This window comes from Okeania sp. SIO2B3 (assembly GCF_010672525.1).
In the GTDB taxonomy this organism is placed as follows: domain Bacteria; phylum Cyanobacteriota; class Cyanobacteriia; order Cyanobacteriales; family Microcoleaceae; genus Okeania.
Map to the genome: position 1 here is coordinate 35739 of NZ_JAAHGH010000044.1, position 18324 is coordinate 54062.

Below are 18324 nucleotides of genomic sequence, written 5' to 3' on the forward strand. Positions count from 1 at the left end.
AGATATTTTTACCGAAAAATCAGAGAATTCTGTATTTTCGTAGCTTCCTTATTGCAGAGGTACTGATAACTGATAACTGATAAGTGAAATAGGATTAGTATATGTAATTTCTTAAATTGATAAATTTGCAAATTATTGTTAGTGTTGCCGTTTTCATCTTGATTTTTTTTATTACAAAGATACAATAATTGCGTCAATTCCTAATATAAAGTTATAAATAATATGACAAATTATTTTTGATTTTTTTTATTACAAAGATACAATAATTGCGTCAATTCCTAATATTTAAAGTTATAAATAATATGACAAATTCTTTCTCGCCTCTAGTACAATACACGACAAAAGCTCAAAATGAAAGTATCAGAACTATTGTGGGCAAATTGGATGATGGAGAGGTATATATTCCTGATTATCAAAGAGATTCTGAACAATGGGATTATCGTAAACAATCTCTATTTATAGAATCTTTACTAAATAATCTTACCGAATAATTAAGGTTTAAAGCCTCTCACTCGCTGTGGAGAAACAAGCGGTCGTTTGCTTCGCAACGCTGACGAGAAACGCGACAGCGGAACGGAGTTCTCTCTTCGCAGCTTTCCCGTAGGGTGGGATGGATGGGTTTCCTAACCATATCTAATCGACCAAGAGAGAAAAAAATTTCCTTTGAGTCAATCCTATCCGTTTGTAATAATTAATTATTAATTATTAATTATTAATTATTAATTGTTGAATGTACCAGCTTTCTTTTTTTGTGAAGGTGAAGACTTGAATGATGAGGTAGTCGATGGTCAACAACGTCTTAGTACTATCTATAAATTTTATAACAATGATTTGACTATGAATGCTAATGATAAGGTTTCTTATATAGCACCTCAATCAATCTTATACAGTGGTAAAAAATTTAAGGAGTTAGATAAAAAGCTACAAAAAATATTCTTAAATTATCCTTTGACTATTATTTATCTTCCCAAAGATTTAAAATTAGAAACCAAACTGGAAATCTTCAGAAGAATAAATGAAGGTGGAACACCTCTTTCTGGTTAAGATATTAGGTTAGCTTACTATAGTGAATCTAAATCAGTTACTTTCATTAGATTAGTCGGTATTCACAAAAATTATACTACTATAAATGATGAGGATAGTGAAAATGATGAAGATCGTCATAAGCCATTTCAGAGAATGGTTGAAATAGCTAAAAAACAAGGGCTATCTAACCCTTGGGATAATTTTACTGATGCTATAGAAAAATTTATTGGAGAATCCAACCCATCTTAAAATTAGATAAAGAACTTAAGGCTGACCATATTTATCCTTTCAGCAAAGGTGGTTTAACAACTTGGGATAATCTGCAACTTCTTTGTATTTCTTGTAATAGTAAAAAAAGTAATAAGTTAAAGTATAAAAAATCATACTTATTTTTATTTTAAGCATCATATAATATCATGTCCGCACTTGATCGTTTGTGTAAACCCAGAGGTGAATATCTACAGGAAATTTAAGTTTTTTCAATTTTTTAAGCCTTCTTTTATCTTCCTTATTTCTGATTCTTACCTGACAATACTGGGGACTTGATATCAGAGGTAATTAGGGTTTGTTGATTAAATCTAAAAGCATTAACATATAAAGTTTTTAGCATTTTTTAGTTAAAAAAAATCCAAGCTTTTCGGTTGCTTAGGTTCAAAAAATTAGCATTTTAGGCTCATAGTTGCGCAGAAAAATTAAGGGACGATTCTTCCTCCTATCTCCTCTATAATTCCCATTTATCCTGACTCCTGACTCCTACCCTCACCCATAAGACTTTTTCAACAAACCCTAATTATTAATTGTTGAACTGCTACTTATTAGTTTTTTCACAACCATGCCCAAAACCTATATATATGTAGCGCTATAGTTTTAATAATAAATTCATCTCTAAGTTGTGTAGAATAATATTTTTATCAGAGTTGACTGTAGATTGAGACAGACAAGTTAATAAATTTCATAATTCTGTGGCACTTAACACCTAAGACCTAAAACCTACCACCTAATACCTAATTCTGTGCAGCTTTACATAAAATTGGTATTAAGATAGCGCCTTTGTCTAAATCCGATTAAAAAATGATTAAAAAAGACTTATATAACTTTTGGCTGTTAAGTATTGACTTTTGACTAAAACCCTCGGAGCAAAAGTTACTTAACAAAAATTATTATTTTTTCTAAGATAAATGACCATAAATCTATAAAATAAAATTCTGTAAGGTTTTTAACAAACGCGGGTAGTTAGCCCAAAATATTTTACCTTTGAAACAAAGTAAGGAAAAGCTAGAAAGTAAAAATAGCAAAAATACCTACTTTATTTTGCCTCAATATTTCTATCGGGTTAGTGTTACAAAACCTCAGGTTAAATAACCAAGCCAGGATTAGAAATAAAGCAGGTACATTGGGCTAGGCAATACTTAATATAAATTAAGCCTAGTTTTTAAAGATGTTCTGTCTGTTAGAATATCTGCAAAAATAAGGTATAAGTTTTTAATGCTGATGTAAGAAACATCTCAAAGGAAAATTTTGATGTAAAGCTACAGTAGTTTATCTGTGTAAATTCAGCAAGTGTGGTGTTAATAAAAAACAACTATGCTTTCAGCAATAATCCAGAATAAACCATAGAAAGCAGGCTAAATGAGCCATAAAATTTGAGGTGGGGCATCGCCTCAAATATCAATTAAGTTGCTGATGAAAGTAAACAAGCACAGACAGTAAAAAATATTTTCTCCTGTGTGTAAAACAGCTTTTATAGTAGGAGAAATTTTCATTGCAACCTCATAAAAACCCATACTTACTAACTAAAGAAAGTATCCGGGAAATGTCATAAAAATTCAAGCGAACAGTCTGAATAGAAGCTGTAAAAACTTCAAAATAGGGAGCAATAATAATCGAATGACTGTCAAAGCAAGTGGTGGAAGCTCAGTTGCACGTCCGCAACTATATCAAACTTTACCAGTATCAACTATTTCTCAAGCGGAACAACAAGACCGCTTTTTAGGAAAAGGAGAACTAAATGAACTGGCAACTTTTTTTAGTTCAGGAGCAAAACGTTTAGAAATTGCTCAAATACTGACTAATAATTCAGAAAGAATTGTTTCTGTTGCTGCCAATACTATTTTTACTGGTGGTTCGCCTTTAGCCTTTTTAGAAAAGCCAGATGATCAAGAAATGGCCATGAGTGCTGTTCCGGCTGCAACAACAGCAGTTTCTGAAGGCATGAAGCTAGGTACTGTTACTTATGTAGAGAACAAGAAAGGAAACAACCCATTGCAGGGTATACGCTCGCTGTTCACTAATTTAGGAGCTAGTAGTGCTGGCCCTGTACCTGCCGGCTTTAGGCCAATTAGTGTGTCTCGGTATGGTCCAGTTAATATGACCAAATCCTTGCGGGATTTATCCTGGTTCTTACGCTATATTACTTACGCTATTGTGGCGGGAGACCCTAATATTATCTCAGTCAACGTTCGTGGTTTAAGAGAAATAATTGAGAATGCCTGTTCCTCTGCAGCTACAATTGTAGCTATCCAACAGATGCGACAAGCTTCGATTAAGTATTTTCAAGACCAGGAAGCAAAAGAAATTGTTGCTCAATACTTTGATGTCCTTTTGACTGAGTTCCGTGGTTCAACACCCTCTAGTAAGCAACGCCGGGGCCAAAGTTCAGACCAACAAGGTTTACAACTACCACAAATTTACTTTAATGCTGCTGAAAAGCGACAAAAATTTGTGATGAAACCTGGTTTGTCTAACTTCGAGAAACAGGATGTTATTAAAGCTGCTTATCGCCAAGTATTTGAGAGGGATATTTTCCGAGCTTATAGTCTGAATATTTCCTACCTGGAATCTCAAGCCAAAAATTGTGAAATCTCCATGAAAGAGTTTATCCGTCGTTTGGGTAAATCTCCTTTGTACCGGAAACAGTTTTATGAAGGTTTTGTCAATAGTCGTGTTGTGGAATTGGCAGCTCGTCACTTTCTGGGTAGGGGTTTGAGTTCACCCCAAGAGTTCAGCAAATACTTTAACATTGTTACCAAAGGTGGTTTGTCAGCTTTGGTAGATGCCATGGTGGACTCTCAAGAATACTCCGATTATTTTGGCGAAGAGACAGTACCATATCTCCGTGGTCTAGGTCAAGAGGCTCAGGAATGTCGTAACTGGGGACCACAAATCGATCTGTTTAACTACAGTGCCCCTTTCCGAAAAGTACCTCAATTTGTTACCTTATTTGCTGACTACAATCAGCCCTTGCCAGATCAACACGTTTATGGTAGAGGTAATGACTCATTAGAAATCCAGTTTGGGGCAATCTTCCCGAAAGAAACCCGTAGTCCCAAAAATCGTCCTGCACCTTTTGGCAAAGATACTCGCCGGATTCTAATTCGTCAGGGTGCTGGTATTGATAGCCAAATTAGTAATCCTGGTGCAAGAGCTAAAAATCCTGGTTCTCTTGGTCCAAAGGTTTTCAAACTTGACCAACTGCCTGGAGGTTATGTTAGTAGTGGTTTCAGTAACTCTGGTGGTAGCAACGGTGCTAGTATCAAGTTCTCTGAAAGTTCTACTCAAAAGATCATTACTGCTGCTTATCGTCAGGTCTTTGGTCGTGATGTTTATGATGGTCAGCGTCTAAAGAGTGCTGAGAACAGACTTGAAAACGGCGATATTACTGTTCGCGAGTTCATTCGTGCTTTGGCGAAGTCTGATACTTTCCGTAATATGTACTGGAGTTCCTTGTATGTGTGCAAGGCAATTGAGTATATTCACCGAAGGTTGTTAGGTCGTCCGACTTATGGACGTAAGGAAATTAATTCTTACTTCGATATTTGTGCTAAGAAAGGTTTCTATACTTTAGTAGATGCGATTATTGATAGTCAAGAATACAATGAATCTTTTGGAGAAGATACGATTCCTTATGAACGTTATCTGACTCCTGGTGGTTTGTCATTGCGAAATACTAGGGTTGGTAGTATTGCTGACAAGAATCTACTTGTACAGAAAGAAGTTACGCCAAGATTCGTGGAGTTGGGTACTCCTGAGGAAGTTCGTAGCGAACCTGATATTCAGTTCCGAGTTCTTCAAGGTGTTAACAAGCAACGAGAGCAGTCTAAGGTATTTAAGTTGACAAGTACCCAAGATAAGCAACAGGTGAAATTGATTATTGCTGCTGCTTATCGTCAGATTTTTGAACGCGATATCGATCCTTACGTTGTTAAGAGTGAGTTCTCTTCCTTAGAAAGTAAGTTAGGGAATGATGAAATCAACCTCAAGGAATTTATTGAAGGGTTAGGTTGTTCTAAACTTTATGTTAAGGAGTTTTATACACCCTATCCTAATACTAAGGTAATTGAACTTGGTACTAAACATTTCTTAGGACGCGCTCCTCGCAATCAAGTTGAGATTCGTAAGTATAATCAGATTCTGGCGACTTTGGGAATTAAAGGTTTTATCAACGCTATGGTAAATAGTGCTGAGTATATTGAGATGTTTGGGGAGGATACTGTTCCTTATCGTCGCTTCCCGACTCTTCCTGCTGCTAATTTCCCGAATACTGAAAGACTGTATAACCAGTTAACTAAGCAAAATGATGATTTGGTTATACCTAGTTTTGAACCTGTAGCTATAGCTGACCGCAGTTAACTAGCTATCAGCTATTAGCGCCTCAGTTATCAGCCTCAAAAGGTAGTGCATGGAATTAGCTATCTACAAAGCTGACTACTGAACTGCTGTTTGCACAGCATTCCACCAGGAAACGCTTTTTAAATTGCATTTATCCTCTGCTATAGATTTTTATAGCAGGGGATTTTTGATCGTATTTAGGAAGGTTTAATAGCAGAAGAAAGAGGGAAGAGGGAACAGGCAAAAAGGAAGAAAAAAAGGGAAATAATATTTAGAGAAGCAGGTAATAAGGTATTGCTAAAACCTGCTAAGTCAGATTTTGCAATACGTTAAATTATTCTCTACTAACTATTACTGGTACTTAGACATTTTTTTGGTAGAACAAATGCTTCAAAGTCAGTCTAGTCAAGGGAATTACGTCGATGTCTTAGAAATGGCTAGAAACCTTGGTAATTCAGGATTTATACCTTTTTGACGTAAAAGCCTCTGCCCATATATATTTGAGCCTATTTTCAGGGTTAATTTTGTGTAAGTCCCATTACCAGCAAGTGCTAAAGTAGCATTTACCGAAAAATTGGGTTTAAAGCCTCGCCCTTGTAGGGCGACTTTTTATTTTATTTGCAAGTGAATGGAATATATGCTACAGTGTTTTTAGTTGCCGGGGGGCACTCGGAAACTCTAAACGGACGTGGAGGAAAGCGTTAGACTACCGCCAAGGAAGCAGTACCCTGTGAAGTGTCAACCCACCGAGGAGCTACGGCTCAGTAGGAATCCCCGCGCCTTTAGGCCGGGGAGGATGTCAATAATTACTAGACTTGTCGCTTTATAACTTAAAAAATCCCCAAAATCCTTGTTCGATAAGGATTGTAGCTATTTGCTTCTAAAATGCCTTGGGATTATTGCTCTGTCTAGGTTGGAGCAATTTTTTCCCTCTATTTAGCGACAACTCTACTAAAAATAACTACAATAATACCTATAACAAGTACCATCGCCATAAAAACTAGAGCATTAACTAATAACCAATATTGTAGTCGATATAGTTTTCGGAGTTCACCTAAAGCACCCATCAGGTTAACAATATCATTACCTTCTGTATCAACAATTAGTTTAAAAGAAGAAGCAGCATTTAGAGTCCAAGTACCAATAAATGTCTGAACAACCCCTTGAATAATAGCACCTGGATTTATACTCAACAACCCAATTATTCCAGAAAGAACTCCAATAGCAATTAAAAAGTAGCTCACAAAGCGCATTTTGTTGGATAAGTCTAAAATCAATTCATTTTGAGAATGCTCGAATTCGTATTGTTGACCTTCCATTTTTTTCCCTGAGATAATGAAAATTGAATTGAAGTCAATTATATCAATTTTAGAAAATAAGATTAAAAAATTGTGGCGATCGCTACACAGAGAACAAGCAATAAAAATATTAAAAACGGTCTTATATCATGTCCGGATAATTAGTGATAAAAAAACTTTCTCTTTCTTCTTCTTTCTACCCTCCTGACTCCTGAGTTCCCCTCCTGGGAGGGGGAGGGGCGAGGGGTGGGTTGACTCCTGACTCCTTCGTCGTTTATTTATAACTGTTCAACCGGACATGATATTATTTGACTTTGAAATTAATTTTAATCAGGAGATTATAGATAGAGAAGTTGACAGGTTTATGAACTAGATAATAGTTTATAGTTTTGATGAAATAAATTAAATTACTTTATTTTGCTTTGGATTATGTCTAGCTACTTAACTTATTTTTTTTAATATTGCACGGTTTTTTTATAGTGTAGCAGAAGGAATAAAGAAGAAGGAATTTAGTTATCTAGGAGGGAAGGAAGAAGGAAAAATATTGCTTTGTCTGAGTTTTAGCTTTTGATATGTCTGCGCCCTTTCCTTCGACTGCTGTATATTTCTAGCATGGCTATTTAAGTTTGTGTTGAAGTAAAGCTAAGAAATAAAAAATTATCATAAATCAAAGATGATTTTGAAATTTATTTTCTAGATAAAATTACTTTTAGATTTTCTTGAATTAGTAATACCTGCTGTTAATAAAAATTCTATTTGAATAAAAAATACTTCTAAAGATAAAAATAAGTTTTCTCTCAGTTAAGTGATTTTTGAATATTGAAAAATTTTGTCACTATTAGGATTGTAAAATTTTGTTTCATTTTGGAGAATTAACGTTGCCCTCAATCTCTAAAAGGGCTAATATACATAGGATTTCATAAAATCAAGGAGCCTAAATTCCTCTCTGGAATTAAATCTACAAATTACAATATGTCAAAGACTTATACTGTTGAAATTCACCACCAGGGACAAACTCACACTATTGAGGTGCCAGAGGATAAAAAAATATTAAAGGTTGCTGAGGAGGAGTATGGACTAGATTTGCCTAACTCTTGCAATGCAGGGGTTTGTACAACCTGTGCAGCCCAAATTCTTGGAGAGGGTACTGTAGATCAAGCTGATGGTATGGGAGTTAGTCCAGAACTTCAAAAAGAGGGTTATGTTTTATTATGTGTTGCCTATCCTCGGTCTAATTTAAAGATAGAAACTGGAAAGGAAGATGAGGTTTACGACCGTCAATTTGGTGCTTCACAAATAGCTTCAAAATGAATGAAAAGGAAGACTTCAACAATTAATAATTAATAATTAATAATTAATAATTACCTCTTCTTTATCAAGGAGAGGATTGACGCGGTAGGGATTTTTTTTTCTTCTCTTGGTCGATTGGATATGGCGAGGAGAACTCCCCCATTCCTCGACCGCTTTTTTATCCTTTAAAGGAGAGACTTTAAACCTTAATTATTCGGTAAATAAAGTTTATTTCGTAAACTAATTAAATTAAAATTGTACTGATAACTGATAACTGAAATGACTACTCACTTTATTAATGCTGAAATTGACCTACAAGAATCACCAAATAAACTCACTCAAGAAATTGAAAAAGAGTTAGAAAAACGTGGTGAACCTCTACGTTGGGCAGTGACAAAGATAGATACAGAAAAACAACAAGCTCATGTAGAAGCTGTTGTAATTGAATCAGAAAGTTTAAGCACTAATTCTTAATTAGTTATTCATGCTTTTTGATTGATAATTGTTGAGTGTAGGGTTAGGTATTATCGTAAATAAACCTAACCTAAAATTATTTTTAATAGAGTTGAAAAATTAGCTTTCCTGCTGAAATTATTGAATCAAAAACTTGTTAAAACTTTTGAACTTACTTTTTGACTTTTGACCTTCGACTTAAAACCTTATACAGTAGTCTTAATTATTCCCACTGGTATCGGTGCATCTATTGGTGGTTATGCTGGAGATGGTCTACCAGTGGCACGAGCGATCGCGCAAACTTGCGACCTCTTAATTACTCACCCCAATGTTCTGAATGGGGCACAACTCTATTGGCCATTATCTAATACTCTCTATGTAGAAGGCTATGCCCTTGACAAATTTGCTCAGGGATGGTATGGATTACAACCTGTACATCAAAACCGAGTGGGTTTAATCCTTGACCAAGGCATTGAACCAGAATTGCAACTGCGCCATTTACAAGCTGCGGATGCGACTAGAGCAACTTTAGGGCTAAATCTCACAGATTATATAATTACAGATGTCCCACTAGAAGTACAATTACAACAATCTGATTCTGGAGCATCCTGGGGCACCATAGCTAATTCAGATAGTTTGCTACGAGCTGCGGAAACTCTAATTCACAAAGCTAAAGCAGAAGCGATCGCTGTTGTTGCCAGATTTCCCGATGATGAAGGTAGTACAGGATTACAACTATATCGCCACGGACAAGGAGTTGACCCTTTAGCTGGTGCAGAAGCAGTTATTAGTCATTTGATTGTCAAAACTTTTCAGGTTCCCTGCGCTCATGCTCCTGCTTTATTACCTCTACCCTTAGACCCTAACTTATCGCCTCGGTCTGCTGCCGAAGAAATTGGTTACACATTTTTGCCTTGTGTATTGGTGGGGTTGAGTCGAGCGCCACAATTAGTAAAAACAAAAGATAGTCCCCTACCCCCTAATACTATTTTGGCAAAACAAGTAGATGCTGTAGTTGTACCTGCTACTGCTTGTGGTGGTAGTGCAATAATGAGTTTCAGTCAAACTCCAGCGCAAATTGTTGCCGTCAGAGAAAATCAAACTCAAATGCAAGCTTCACCAGAAAGTTTGGGGATAAAAGCATTAGAGGTTAATTCATATTTGGAGGCGTTGGGGGTATTAGTTGCTCATCGAGCTGGTATTAGTTCAGAAGCATTAAGGCCAGAAATATTACCTATTGCCAAAATTCAGTAGTACAGCGCTTCGCGCAGGCAACAGGCAACAGGCAACAGGCAACAGGCAACAGGCAACCCACCCCTCGCCCCTCCCCCTCCCAGGAGGGGAATAAAAAACTTATCTTATAAGACTTTTAGCTATTGGGTAGTTCCTGCAATTTGTAAATATACCAGCACGCACTGCTATACCATCCTATACAATAGTTAAATATAAAATCTAAACTTAATTTAATGGCGGACAAGTGACAGAGCAAATTCCTGAAAATCCAGAAATCGAGCCTCTAACTCGTACTCAAGTATTGGTGGCAATGGGAGTAACAGCATTAGTATTACTGGCAATCTCTAAAACCTGTTTGCTACTTGGTGTTGATTTATTACCTGTGAGTTGGAATCCCAGAGCATTATTGTGGGGAGTAGCGATCGCTTTAGGTATTACTATTGCCAGTTCCTTAGTTTATCGCATTTGGCCAACTTATCGTCGTAGTGCAGATCAATATCTTAAATTAGTTGTGACTCCTTTGTTATGGCCCGATTTAATCTGGTTGGGATTACTACCAGGATTGAGTGAAGAATTATTATTTCGAGGTGTAATTTTGTCTGCCTTGGGATTGGATACAGTGGCATTAATTGCTTCAAGTATTTTCTTTGGTGTTTTACATTTGAGCGGTAAGCAACAATGGCCTTATATGGTTTGGGCAACAATAGTTGGAATGGTGTTGGGATATAGTGCCTTAGTAACAGGTAATTTATTAATACCAATTATCGCGCACATTTTGACAAATTTGATTTCTAGCAGTATGTGGAAATGGGAACATAATTACCAAGAGTCTTAACAAAGTCAGAAGTCAGAAGTTAAAAGTCAGAAGTTAACCCACCCCTAACCATGACCGTGGAGGGGAAGTAGGGGATTTGAGCTTCACTCCAAAAAATATTTGGCCTTAAAAGGCGGGGGTTGCGCGACCTATATTATTTTGATAAAAAGTTTAATAATTATGGTTCAAACTGATAATTTTACTCTCAGATTTGGCTTTCTAATTTAATTATAGTAATCCTAAATCATTCGCGATAATTTTATTGTTTTGGTGTTTCTTATTCCCTATTCCCTATTCCCTATTTCCTATTCCCTAAGATTTACAATATCTCACAACTCAAATAAGATTGCTATGTATAGAGATTTAATAATTTAAAATGACAGAATCAGGGTTTGACTTTAGCCACTACTATACATATCAAGAAGTGGTGAATTTTTTGTATCAAATGAGTGAAAGTAATCCCCATTTGATTGAGTTAGAAGTTATTGGTAAAAGCTACGGCGGACTGGATATTTTCTTAGCTACTGTTACTAACCAAAATACAGGAAAAGCAAAAGAAAAACCTGGATATTGGATTGATGCTAATATTCATGCTGGAGAAGTTACAGGTTCTGCTGTTGCTCTATATATTATTTATCACCTACTTAATAATTACGCTAGGGAACCTCAAATTACTCGTTTATTAGACAACTACACAGTTTATGTATTACCTCGTATTGCTGTTGATGGAGCAGAACAATATTTAACAACTCCCCAAAGATTGCGATCGAGTATTCGTCATTATCCATATCCCGAAGAACGCGACGGACTCCACTGGGAAGATGTAAATGGGGATGGGTTAATTTTGCAGATGCGACTCAAGGATGACTGTGGAGCGTGGAAAATTTCGCCAGAAGACCATAGAATAATGGTGCGTCGTGAACCCGATGAATTTGGAGGCATTTACTACACTATTCTCCAAGAGGGAATCATCAAAAACTATAACGGTTACGATATTAAAATTGCTCCTGTACTAGAAGGAATGGATTTTAATCGCAACTATCCTTATGAATGGCAACCGGAGGGAAAACAAACAGGTGCTGGAGATTTTCCTTTTTCTGAACCGGAAACTCGTGCTGTAGCAGAATTTTGGCGCGAGCATTCTAATATTAATGGTTTCATTAGTTATCATACCTTTTCTGCGGTAATTTTACGTCCTTATAGTATTTATCCAGATGACCGCTTACCTGTGGAGGATTTGGAAATTTACGAGTTGATTGGGGAAAAGGGTACTGAAATTACTGGTTATGAATGTGTTTCGGTTTATCATAACTTTTGCTATCCTGCTAACCGGAAGACTTATGGTGGGATGGATGATTATTGTTACGATCGCTTTGGTTGGTTTGGTTTTGTTATAGAGCTTTGGGATGCACCTACGGCAGCAGGTGTTCAGAAGGAAGATTATGTTAAGTGGTTACAACGCCATCCTGTTTCAGACGATTTGAAATTGATGCAGTGGAATGATGAAAAGTTAGGTGGGAAGGGTTTTATTGACTGGCAACTGTTTGAACATCCACAACTAGGTACTGTAGAAATTGGTGGATGGAATCATAAGGAGGTTTGGCAAAATGCTCCTGTAGAATATTTACCAAAGTTGTGCGAGCAACATTGTCAGTTTGCTATTTCTCATGCTTTGATGTCACCTCATTTGGCAGTTAGTCAGACGGTAGTTGAGCATCAGGGTGGTGATATTTATTTGGTAGTGGTGCAGTTGGAAAATCAGGGATTTTTGCCTACTTATACCAGTGAAAAAGCGAGGGAAGGAAAAAGTGTTCGACCTATAGAGGTGATGTTGACTTTGCCTGAAAATGTAGTGTTGCTTAGTGGGAAGCAGTTACAGGAAATAGGTCATTTGGAGGGGCGATCGAATAAAGCTTTTGCTAATTCTGCTGGAGGTAATGATTATCGTTGTCATGTTGAGTGGGTGATTAAAGGTTTTGCTGGTTGTGAAATTGAAATGACGGCGCGGGGGCAACGTGCGGGTGTGGTGAGAACTGTGATTACTTTAAAATAATTGGCGTTGCTGAATGATTTGATGATTTTTAGTAGTTAGTAGTTACAGCAGATTCTATTAAGCCTGAGGTACACCCCATCGCGGGCAAGATGCCCATTTCACAAAACTATTAAAATCATCCCGCATTTATGCAACTCCTGAAATCTGGTTATACAATTGACACTGTGTTATGAGATTAACATACAGGAGTTTTATTATTTTTATTTCTATTATATCATGTTCGGATAATCAGTGATATCATGTCCGGTAGCATCGGTATTGCATAGAGAAGGTCAGGAAGAAGGAAGAAGTAGGGGCGAACAGCAGTTTACTTCACAATATGACGGTAGATATTTCTCCAATCTTTATACACAAACGATACCAACGGACATGATATGATAAAAAAACTTTATCCCTTTTCACCTTTCCTTTTCTTCCCTTCTGCCTTCTGCCTTCTGCCTTCTGCCTTCTGCCTTCCTTCCTCCAAAGTGTAAGTATTCAACCGAACATGATATTAGGCAATGCCAAGTAAGTTCATAACTGTTTTTTCTTCATGCAAGTGGGTTTCTACATTTCTGTAGGCAGTTTTGATTGCGACTTGACAAGAATGTTCACGAAAACTGTTTAAAATAATTTGTTTTTTGAGCTGATCTACTAAATTTGGCATTTCTGCCTTACAGTGCGAACAATACCAATAAATTTGGGAATTACGACTATGACGCAGCATTTGAGTAGAGCAACAAGGACAGTTATTCATGGCTAAATTATGATTATTTTCAAACTTCACAAACTGAAAAAAACTTAGGATTAAATTGAAAGTTTAGTTAATTAGGGCTTGCTGATTAATTCTAAAAGTATTTACAGATAAAGGTTTGAGCCTTTTTTTTGCCTTTAAAAAGTGCCTGGTATTACGTCTAAAACCCTCAAAAAGGAGCGTATGTTAGGCGCATAGTTGGGCAGAAAAATCATTCTTACAATTCTTACTCCTACCTCCTCGCTCGTACCCATTTCTCCTGTCTCCTGTCTTCCCCTCCTGGGAGGGGGAGGGGCGAGGGGTGGGTTGTCTCCTGTCTCCTACCCTCATCCATAAGACTAGTGAAGCGCAAACCCTAATTATTTCTAAATACAAAAGTTATTTAATGTAAGGTTTGTATTTAGAGAGAATGAAAAATTGATAGGAAGAACTACAGTCATTGGGATAACTATATTTAACTAAACTTTCTGAAATAAAGTTTCTACATTTCTTCTAAGATTGAATTGGCTAGATTACTAAAACTGTTAATCGTAGTTCTAGTTTCAGAGAATACTGATATGAAAAAATCTAGTTATAACTAGATAATTATTAAGTTTTGACTATTAGTAGTAATGATTGAATTGCATAAGTAATTCTGCTGATCGAAAGCAAATCAGTATTTGATTTTCAATGCTTCCCTTAAGGATATTCGTGTGAAAAATGTTTAAAATCTATCAAGTTATACATTTATTAGTGGAACTTAATTGCTAATGATACATTAAGCAAAAGTAAATTGTGTATCAAATTTAGCCATCTTCAAAAATAATTAGTATTTCAGATCAAGAAATAAATTCAAAGTGCATATTTACTCAAGTATTTTAGTTACAAAATATACAGTTTATAGCAATTTTCAACTAAAGTTAATATTCTTGCATTAGAAGTACTATTTCCTATTGCTTGATTATTCCTTTTTTCTGGAAATTGTCTAATTCACTTTTTCCTACAAATACTTAAAGTAGTTTTAGAGTTGATGAGGTACAAAATTTTAGGACTTTAGGGAGTAGGGAAAAAAAGATTAATCTTAAAACCCACATTCCGCACGTCAATTTGTAGCATTAAAAGTAGTATATAAATCCGTAGCTTGGTAGGTATTTATACTATGCAAATCATCTCAATTACTTTTTTCGTCGATCAAATTCTGAGTAAAAAATTTACGCATAAATACTTGCTCGATGGTGTACTCGATCGCGACAGCTATGATTTTCTTCTCAAATTCTGTCTCCTGTCTCCTGACTCCTGACTCCTTCTTCCTGTACTGTTCTTCTTGACCTTCACGGTAACGCTGACATACCTCACAACGACGACCATAAAATTAAAGCTCTTGCTAAACTATGACGACTTTCACCACGATTGAGTTGGGTTAAAATGCGACGACGATCAGCCTCATCATCTACATAATTGAGCAAATACAAAATTGGTGACATTCTTTTTTCAAATTTGCTTAACACTTGAATGATTGATTTGTCAACTGCCAAAAGTCTTAAATTTAAGAAAAAAACATCTGTAAAAATAATAAATATCTATTGATATATAAATATCTTCATCAAATCTTTACAAGAATTCATTATTATTTAAAGATTTGATGAAGATGAGAAAAAATTGATGTTTTTTCAAAAAAAAAGTTAATAATAGTAAGTATGAATTTCAACTAACTTATAGTAACCTCAACTAAGTAACCTAGATATATCTGTTATGTCTTTTGTAGTCAAGCATAGCAGATTTTTTATTCTTGCAGACACTATGAAGTACATCATATCTGTATCAACCCAAACAACCGATTTAACTCCCCCGGCGGGAAGTCCCGCGCTCTCCCGTTTTGCTAGCGCAGAACTGCGTTAACGGCTGTCGCCGACATGTTTGCGGAGCATTCCGTCAGGAAAAGGCGGAGCAAGTGCGGCAGCTATTAGGGGAGCGGAGGGATGGGAAAGCCGGGCGTTGTATTTGTTGTTCCTCAGCGAATTTTTTCTTTATTCTCTTTATAGAATACATATTATAGTTATTTTACTATAGTTATTGACAATTGCAAATATAGTCACTATAATTGTTACCAACACAGGGGGAGGACATCACCTCTGTTAAAACAGCGGCCAAGATTTATCTGGCTGAAGAATCCCGCTTTGTCGCGCTTGCGCAACGTCGGGAGTATGTCAAGTATCTACCAACACGGTTACTGCTGCTACCGCAATTAACATTTCATCATTTTTATCTTCCAACTCAGCGATCGCCCGACCCTGGACTACCATACCTCCATCTTCAATAGTAATACTTTTCTGGCCAAAAGGCAATACTGCCAAAACCTCTTCTACCTTCACCTCTTCTGGGTAAGGTACAGCTACCTGTACTTCTACAATCATTTCATTGGGGTGACTTAAACCTGCTACTTCCCAGACTCCGGGTAAAGCATTATGAGCGATCGCATTTCTGACAGCTCTAGCTGCAGCTACTGTTGGCTCCTGGCCATGCTGGTCTATCCCCATACCCATTTCAATAATTAAACGTTTTCTAGCCATAACTACCCAAAATTAACTACAATTTTTTCAAAATCAGGACTTACGCATTACCGCTACATATAGTGTATTATTTGTCATTATTGCTGATATAAAAACTATGATTGGTGCAATTGCGTAATATCATGTCCGGTTGAACAGTGATAAATAACTACGGAGTCCTCAGGAGTCAACCCACCCCTCGCCCCTCCCCCTCCCAACCCACCCCTAACCCCTCCCAGGAGGGGAGGGGAACTAAGGAGGGAAGAAAGAGGAGTTGAAGGAGAAAGTTTTTTTATAACTAATTATCTGGACATGATATAAGTCCTGAAAATAATAGAATTACCAGGAATTTCCCAGTAATTCTATTATCCTATCAAGGTAAAACTATAAGCTCTATAGTCTTTTGTTAGTTCTAATTCAAAAGCCTTGAGCAATTTAGCACTCAGCAAACAGCTTAGATTGGCCTTAGAAATTTCAACCCAAGCTGAAAGCTGAAAGCTGACAGCTGACAGCTAAATTAACGCAGGAAGAAATCTTCAGCAGTAATTGCCGCATTATTAGTTAAGGTGGCAAAATGAGCAGTACTACCATCAGCGTTATAGAACAATTTACCATTTTCACTGTTGTAAACTATAAACGCATCAGAACTTTCTGCCTCTTCGTCACTGGTAACTAACGCAAACTCTGTTTCCACACTGAAACCTTCTCCTTGAACGCTGGTAAGAGCAGCAAAAGTAGTTTTATCCAGGAGAATAATATCTTGGTCTACAACAAAATCAGTTATTGTGTCTGTACCGATATCTGCTTGACTAAAAGTCTGATTTGTAGCAAAGATAAAACGGTCAATACCTGCACCACCCGTAAGTTCGTCATCACCCGCACCACCATTGAGGCGATCGCGACCGATGCCAGACCTTAGAGTGTCGTCACCATCACCACCTAGCATAATATCAAAACCAGTACGACCGATCAAAAGGTCGTCACCAGCACCTCCCAGGATAAAGTTGTTACCAAAACCACCGTTGAGAGTGTCATTACCGTCACCGCCATTGAGGCGATCGTCGCCTAAATTGCCGTTGAGAATGTCATTACCATCACCACCACGCAGGGTATCATTTCCACCAAGACCTTGTATGGTATCATCCCCTGCAAAACCATTGAGGATATCTGAAGCAACTCCACTAGAAAGGAAGTCGTCTGACGCGCTACCTGCGAGTATACCAGCAAAAGAAAAGTTGCTGGCGTTTAATTCTATCTCTGCATTAAAGGTAGTAACAACTTCTAAACTGCCTTCCTGGAAGAATGTGAGGACAGTTTGATTTTGGGCATTAGTATAGGTAGCAAAGACACCATTAACATCAAGTTCTTCTAATCGTGTTTCCACTTCTGTTAGAGAAGAAAATTCTTGAGTCAGCTTCACTAGACCTACATTACTTTCAACAGTACTGGTTGACTCATTCACAGTAACCTGAGTGAAGTTACTATTCTTGAAGTTGCCAAATACTCCTGTTTTAAACTGAAGTATATCTGTTTCTACCTCAAAGTCGCTAATAGTGGTTTCTTCAACCAGTGACTCGAATAAAATAGTATCCACTAAACCTGCCGTAGCAGTAATTTCTGTTTCTGCTGCTGCTGTGGTTACTTGAGTAAAGTTAAAGTTGGTCTCTGTTAGTTGTACTTCGGATGTAAATTGGCTGACAACTTCTACTTCGCTACTACTTTGTGCAAAGGCGACTACGGTATTACCTGCGGAATTAGTGTATTCAATGAATACTGGGCTGTCTACTTCTAAATTAACTAGGAGTGCTTGTAGCTCTTGTAATGAGTTAATTTGTTGCTCAACAATTAGTAGACCTTGGCCTTCGATATCAGTACTGCTAGTTGACTCAGTGACAACTACACTGGTGAAGCTGGAATTACTGAAACTACCGAACAGTGATGAGTTGAATGATAATGAGTCTGACGGACTAAAACCAACAACGGTACCACCAATTTCCTCTAAGGAATTGAACTGAACTACGTTTGTAGTTTCACTGCTGACGACAATTGTATTTGAGTTACTGATAACAACGTTGACTTCTGGCTCTGGCTCTGGCTCTGGCTCTGGTTCTGGCTCTGGTTCTGGCTCTGGTTCTGGCTCTGGTTCTGGCTCTGGTTCTGGCTCTGGCTCTGGTTCTGGCTCTGGCTCTGGTTCTGGCTCTGGCTCTGGTTCTGGCTCTGGTTCTGGCTCTGGTTCTGGCTCTGGTTCTGGCTCTGGTTCTGGCTCTGGTTCTGGCTCTGGTTCTGGC

13 protein-coding genes and 2 pseudogenes are annotated in these 18324 nt (G+C 37.2%); 10 read left to right on the plus strand and 5 right to left on the minus strand.

The genetic code is table 11. The annotated features are described in order from the left end of the window. The first annotated feature begins 302 nt into the window (after positions 1-302). The 4 genes from F6K15_RS23320 to F6K15_RS23330 all read left to right on the plus strand — a co-directional run bounded on the left by F6K15_RS23320 (position 303) and on the right by F6K15_RS23330 (position 5655). Positions 303-491 carry a hypothetical protein gene (locus F6K15_RS23320; protein WP_293064987.1) on the plus strand — a complete coding sequence of 63 codons (189 nt, stop codon included), beginning with the start codon at positions 303-305 and terminating at the stop codon, positions 489-491. A 232-nt stretch (positions 492-723) separates the two neighbouring features. Continuing rightward, positions 724-1044: a DUF262 domain-containing protein gene (locus tag F6K15_RS23325; RefSeq protein ID WP_293064990.1), complete on the plus strand. Its 321-nt coding sequence runs from the start codon at positions 724-726 to the stop codon at positions 1042-1044. A gap of 224 nt (positions 1045-1268) precedes the next feature. Continuing rightward, positions 1269-1427 (plus strand): HNH endonuclease, encoded by a 159-nt coding sequence (locus F6K15_RS38555; protein WP_363268551.1) that lies wholly within the window; start codon positions 1269-1271, stop codon positions 1425-1427. 1486 nt (positions 1428-2913) lie between these two features. Further along, on the plus strand, positions 2914-5655 hold the full coding sequence (locus tag F6K15_RS23330; protein ID WP_293064993.1) for a phycobilisome rod-core linker polypeptide: 2742 nt from the start codon (positions 2914-2916) through the stop codon (positions 5653-5655). Positions 5656-6566: 911 nt separating this feature from the next. Here the strand turns inward: F6K15_RS23330 and F6K15_RS23335 are convergent. Beyond that, entirely contained in the window at positions 6567-6953 is a 387-nt protein-coding gene (locus F6K15_RS23335) for a hypothetical protein (RefSeq protein ID WP_293064996.1), read from the minus strand. Positions 6954-7904: 951 nt separating this feature from the next. Between F6K15_RS23335 and F6K15_RS23340 the strand changes: the two genes are divergently transcribed. The 6 genes from F6K15_RS23340 to F6K15_RS23365 all read left to right on the plus strand — a co-directional run bounded on the left by F6K15_RS23340 (position 7905) and on the right by F6K15_RS23365 (position 13153). Then, positions 7905-8243, plus strand: coding sequence for a 2Fe-2S iron-sulfur cluster-binding protein (locus F6K15_RS23340; protein ID WP_293064999.1), 339 nt, complete (start codon positions 7905-7907; stop codon positions 8241-8243). Between the two features lie 258 nt (positions 8244-8501). Further along, positions 8502-8696, plus strand: coding sequence for a hypothetical protein (locus F6K15_RS23345; protein WP_293065002.1), 195 nt, complete (start codon positions 8502-8504; stop codon positions 8694-8696). 165 nt (positions 8697-8861) lie between these two features. After that, positions 8862-9929: a DUF3326 domain-containing protein gene (locus F6K15_RS23350; protein WP_293065004.1), complete on the plus strand. Its 1068-nt coding sequence runs from the start codon at positions 8862-8864 to the stop codon at positions 9927-9929. Between the two features lie 223 nt (positions 9930-10152). Beyond that, on the plus strand, positions 10153-10743 hold the full coding sequence (locus tag F6K15_RS23355) for a CPBP family intramembrane glutamic endopeptidase (protein ID WP_293065007.1): 591 nt from the start codon (positions 10153-10155) through the stop codon (positions 10741-10743). A 355-nt stretch (positions 10744-11098) separates the two neighbouring features. Next, complete coding sequence (locus tag F6K15_RS23360; protein WP_293065010.1) at positions 11099-12775, plus strand: M14 family metallopeptidase; 1677 nt, start codon at positions 11099-11101, stop codon at positions 12773-12775. A 231-nt stretch (positions 12776-13006) separates the two neighbouring features. Then, positions 13007-13153: a hypothetical protein gene (locus F6K15_RS23365; RefSeq protein ID WP_293065013.1), complete on the plus strand. Its 147-nt coding sequence runs from the start codon at positions 13007-13009 to the stop codon at positions 13151-13153. A gap of 115 nt (positions 13154-13268) precedes the next feature. Here F6K15_RS23365 and F6K15_RS23370 read toward each other — a convergent pair whose 3' ends face one another. The 4 genes and pseudogenes from F6K15_RS23370 to F6K15_RS23385 all read right to left on the minus strand — a co-directional run. Next, complete coding sequence (locus F6K15_RS23370; protein WP_293065014.1) at positions 13269-13511, minus strand: hypothetical protein; 243 nt, start codon at positions 13509-13511, stop codon at positions 13269-13271. Between the two features lie 1291 nt (positions 13512-14802). Continuing rightward, positions 14803-14974 (minus strand): annotated as a pseudogene (locus F6K15_RS23375) (Tn3 family transposase); the annotation flags it as partial. Positions 14975-15694: 720 nt separating this feature from the next. Next, the gene (locus F6K15_RS23380) at positions 15695-16057 is read right to left on the minus strand and encodes a Lin0512 family protein (protein WP_293065017.1); all 363 of its coding nucleotides are present in this window, start codon (positions 16055-16057) and stop codon (positions 15695-15697) included. Between the two features lie 496 nt (positions 16058-16553). After that, positions 16554-18324, minus strand: a pseudogene (locus tag F6K15_RS23385) (hypothetical protein); the annotation flags it as partial.

Coding starts and splice junctions, on each gene's coding strand:
- F6K15_RS23320 (WP_293064987.1), top strand. CDS start 303: ATGACAAATTCTTTCTCGCCTCTAGTACAATACACGACAAAAGCTCAA.
- F6K15_RS23330 (WP_293064993.1), top strand. CDS start 2,914: ATGACTGTCAAAGCAAGTGGTGGAAGCTCAGTTGCACGTCCGCAACTA.
- F6K15_RS23335 (WP_293064996.1), bottom strand. CDS start 6,953: ATGGAAGGTCAACAATACGAATTCGAGCATTCTCAAAATGAATTGATT.
- F6K15_RS23340 (WP_293064999.1), top strand. CDS start 7,905: ATGTCAAAGACTTATACTGTTGAAATTCACCACCAGGGACAAACTCAC.
- F6K15_RS23345 (WP_293065002.1), top strand. CDS start 8,502: ATGACTACTCACTTTATTAATGCTGAAATTGACCTACAAGAATCACCA.
- F6K15_RS23360 (WP_293065010.1), top strand. CDS start 11,099: ATGACAGAATCAGGGTTTGACTTTAGCCACTACTATACATATCAAGAA.
- F6K15_RS23370 (WP_293065014.1), bottom strand. CDS start 13,511: ATGAATAACTGTCCTTGTTGCTCTACTCAAATGCTGCGTCATAGTCGT.
- F6K15_RS23380 (WP_293065017.1), bottom strand. CDS start 16,057: ATGGCTAGAAAACGTTTAATTATTGAAATGGGTATGGGGATAGACCAG.